The sequence below is a fragment of the Actinoplanes sp. NPDC051405 genome, assembly GCF_055586185.1.
The window spans coordinates 225,874-230,302 of record NZ_JBVJIR010000009.1 but is presented as its reverse complement, the minus strand read 5'-3'; the positions used below and the strand labels follow the sequence as shown (position 1 = coordinate 230,302).

Genomic DNA, 4,429 nt, shown 5'->3' with positions numbered 1-4,429 from the left:
ACCGGAGACCGGAGACCGGAGACCGGAGACCGGAGACCGGAGACCGGAGACCGGAGACCGGAGACCGGAGACCGGAGACCGGAGACCGGAGACCGGAGACCGGAGCCGTTTCACGTGAAACAGCGGACCCGCCGACCACTCATAGCTCTCGGCGGTTATCGCACGGACCCGCGAGACGCGGCAGTACCAAGAGGGAGGTGCACTGCTGCCCCCTCTAGCCGCCAAGAACGTTCGCCGGGGCAGTGCGGAGACTGGAGCCCGCCGTGGTGATCGACGGGCGCTCTTCGCCGATCGGTCGGCGTCGGCGTGGGCGCGGAATGGGCGTGAGAATGGGGTGGGCGTGGGGTTCGGGTGGGCGTGGGCCAAGACCGTGGGTCCCGGGTCGGCGTGGGCCATGACTGCGGGTCCGGGTGGGGAACCACAGGTCGTCGGCGACCTCGGTGACGGCCACGACCCCCCGATTCCGGGCCTAGGGTTGGCCTGAGTCGAGAGGGTTGCCGCACGCTGGCCGGCGGGCCAGCGGCGCCCCGAACACGATCCGACCATCCGGTACCCGTTGGGTGTGGGGTCAGACAACGTTTCACGTGAAACGCGATGCCCACGTCTCCCTCAAGGGCCGTTGGTCTTCGGCCGACGCTGCCGCGATAGCTAACAAGTGGCGCGGGCGCGCCGCCCTTCCTCGGGGAGCCCGCTGACACGAGTGATCAACGCCTTCGTGGTCCGTGGCTCCAATGGGCGGACGATGCCCGGCCATAGCGGCTCGGCTCGGCTCCGCATCACCAGGCGCTTCGTCCTGACGCAGTTAACCGACTCCGGGATGGTGGGGCGCCCCAAGAGCACCGCGGAATTCGAGACCGCTTTCCAGCCAAGACTCATCTCCTACGGCTATGCCAGCGCCGTCCTCTCGCCTGAACTCTGCTGGCCGAAATCATGCCACTCAAGCGAACTCCCGACCGTCGGCGGCCGCAGAGCCCTCGCAGGTGCGAACTCGGCAGCACCGCGGTCGCTCTTTGGCAGCGTTCGGGAAGGGGCAGGCATCTGCGGAGGCTGCCCACTCCCGGGGATCGCAGCGAGGCGCCGTTGCTATCCCGAGAAAGGCTGGCGTGCCAAGGAGCCATGCAGCAAGCGCCGAGATTCTGCTGCAGGCCGGGGATCCGGTGGCGGCGCTGCGAGATGGCGCCGCCGATACTTCCCACTGCCGCCGCCGCTGCTCAGCTCCAACCGACATCGCGCGAGTCCATCTCGGTCCAAGCGACTGAGACAGATCCCAACCGCCTACACGCCTCGGCCCAAACCCGACTTCAGCCGGCCCACCGCTACGCGATCGCCAAGGGCCCGACTCTCGGGCCCCAACGGTCAGCCCTCAGCACGAGGAGTCAGCCCGACCCGTTTCACGTGAAACGTGCTCCGGCGCCGCCATCGGTCGCGCCAACAGACGGTCCGAGCCGAGGCTGAAACCAAGCCCCCTGAACCACCCCGCCGCCGCAGAAACGGCCCACCTTGGATCGGCAACCGGCAGTATCCACAACCTGTGCGCAGAGACTGTTGACGACCGTCCCCGTGGCCGTTTCACGTGAAACAACTCCGATGGATGACACCTTCTCCACTGCTGTATCCACAGGGGGTGAACGCGTTCTACGTCGTGTTTCACGTGAAACCGGCCCGCCTGTGGATAACTTCTGTGGATAACTTCCGGCGTAGCGCGGAGCCCACCGAAGGTGACCGACGTCGACGTTCTGAGGACTGTCTGAACGGGTGAGGGAGCATCGGCGGGTTCGCCGGAAATTGACCCGGGACAGTGCCCGGTGAGCTGGGCTAGGGTCACCCTCGTGCCCCCGAACCCCCCGCCGCTTCCCGACTTCACACGCTGGCCTTCGTTCCCGTTCGAAGGCGACATGCGGGTCAAGACCCTTGCCGAGCCGGTTGATGTCGAGCCCCCACGAAGCGGCGAAGACGCCGAAGACTGCGTCGCCTGCAACACCCCCGACGACGCGTACATCTGGGTCAGTGAGAGATGGCGCGTCCGCGGCATGGACCGACCCACCGGCCTGCCCATGGTCTTGATCCTCGAGTGCCGCTCGCACCTCGACATCGGCGACCTGCCGAACCTCCTGGCCGCGGAACTCGGCGTGATGACTGTCCGGCTCGAACGCGCGATCCGCTCCCTCGACGGCGTCGCCCGTGTCCACGTGAACCGTTGGGGCGACGGCTCGGCGCACCTGCACATGTGGTTCCTGGCCCGCCCCTACGGCCGGCTGCAGCTCCGCGGCACGTTCCTGTCGCTCTGGGACGACATCCTGCCGGTCATCCCCGAGGAACAGTGGCTCGAAAACCAGGCGCTCGTCGCGGAGTGGCTCGCCGGCTTCGGCGGCCGTGCCATCGCCGAACCTGCCCACATCCACTGGCAGTCGCCGTCCACGTTCGCCAACGAACCAGCAATCACAGCGGACACGCCCGCCACCCCCAACACCTGGCAGTCGCCCACCGCCACGGACACGCCGTCCGCCGGTTTCACGTGGAACAACGCAACTCCCGGAAACCACGAGCCCGCATCCAACACTCCAGCGCCCACGCCGCCCAACTCCGCCCAGTGGGAATCCGACCGAGCGTCGTCCACTCACTCGGCGCCGGCCACCGCCCCCGTGCCCGGCACGTCGACGTCCAAAGGCGCCGCGGCCGAGGCAGCCAGCCGCAGCGACCTAACCGCGGTCAACGCCGAAACCCGAGATCTCTCGTCCTACGCGACCCGCCCGGCCGCCCCGTCGACTCGCAACGACGAACCAAACGCCAACTCGTCAGCCCACGCCTCCGCCGGCGCCGCCACCCCCGCGACCGACAACGCCCCCGAACCACCCGCCCCCCGGCAGCCCGCCGAAGCGCCAACCCCAGAACCCCCAAGCGCAAGCTCGCCGGCATCCGCCGACCACGCCGACCCACCATCCCCCGACGCATCCGGTACGGGCACAGCGCCCACAACCGCAAGCACCCCCGCCCCGCCGGCAACGAGCAACCCCACCCTCGACCCCAACAACGCCGACGACCGGGCGGGCCAAGCAACGCGGTCCGAACCAAACGCAGCCCCCGCAATCCCGTCCCAGTACGACGCGAAGACCGCCGAAGCCCCGGAGCACCCCGACCGCCGCCCGGCAATTCCGCAACCAGCAACCGCCACGGACAACCCCGCAACGACACAGGCCGCCCCATCCCACTGACCCACCGCCTACCGCAAACGGTCAGCGCAACGGCATCGTTTCGCAGCGCCATCTGTTCGTCGGCTGCATCGGGGCAGCCCTAGTCCAGCAACGACGTGACGAACGCCGGACCCACGCGGTGGCCGGATGCCCGTCGGGCGCGGCGAGCCGGGACCGGGCGGCGGGCGAGCACGCAGCTACTGGCCTGAGGCGGCGTTGTATAACGAAGGCCGCGGTGCGGACCAGCCACACCCCTTGCGGCGGCCTGGACTGCTCAGTAGCCAAACGCTCATCGGCTGACGGACGCAGCACTCGAAGCGTCCATAGGCACGAGGCGACCTGCCTGACGACAGGCACCACACTGGAACTGCGACACGGCTGATTCGCGGTAATGGTTGCGCTTCCCGACCGCGGATCCCCAGCCGGTCGAAGCTCGGCTCTCCGCGCCCTCGGGTCGCCAGCTTTCCCAGCAGTCTCGGCCAACGCCCAACCCGCCCAAGCCCAGCTTCCCGGCGCAACACGGTCAGCGTGTTGTCCAGGCTGACATCACTCGTCCTGCCCCGGCTATGGCTCTTGGTCTTTGACCAGTTGACTCGCCCGGTCTCTGGCGTGGGACCCGAACTTGTCCCGGTCCAAACGGCTGCCGCCTGCGCCGGCTGCGGTCCCCAACCTTGGCCCGTATGCCGGCATGGCATGGCATCAAGGCATGCCTGCTGCCCATCGGTCGTAGTCCTCCCAATCGCTTGCTGATCCGATTGACGCGCCTCCCGGCCTTGGTCGCGACCTATCCTCGGCTCTGCACCAGCCGTCGGTCCTTGCAACGGCCGCCGTCCAATCCCGAACGGCAACCCAAGCCGACGCGGCGCCCGGCCCGTTCCCCGGCTCCAGTTGCCGAGCCTCGTCCCGGCTCGGCATCAACCCTCGTTCGCGCTCGGTCACAAGTCCGGGCAAGCCTGCCTCAGCCCGGCTTCGGACCCCGACCGCGACCCGAATGCAGCCGCCCCTCCAGCCCGGCCATGCCCACCCCGGCCCGTGGCCCCAGCCGGATTGCGCTCGACCGCGCCCCGCAGCCGCTACCGCGTGTCCTGCCGCGGCTCCAGTTCCACCCACGGCGGCCTAAGCCCCGACCCAAGCCCGACCCGGCCCTGGCCCAGGCGGCGGGGGGGGGGGGGGGGGGGGGGGGCCCTCCCAAGGCGCCTTGCTTCGACCCCAGAATGATTCCATGATCGACCCCCTTA

Annotated in this window: 1 pseudogene; it reads left to right on the top strand. The window is 69.0% G+C overall.

From position 1 onward, the window contains the following. Positions 1–2,054: 2,054 nt before the first annotated feature. Positions 2,055–2,430 (top strand): annotated as a pseudogene (locus ACZ6S4_RS21015) (hypothetical protein); the annotation flags it as partial. Between the last annotated feature and the right edge of the window lie 1,999 nt (positions 2,431–4,429).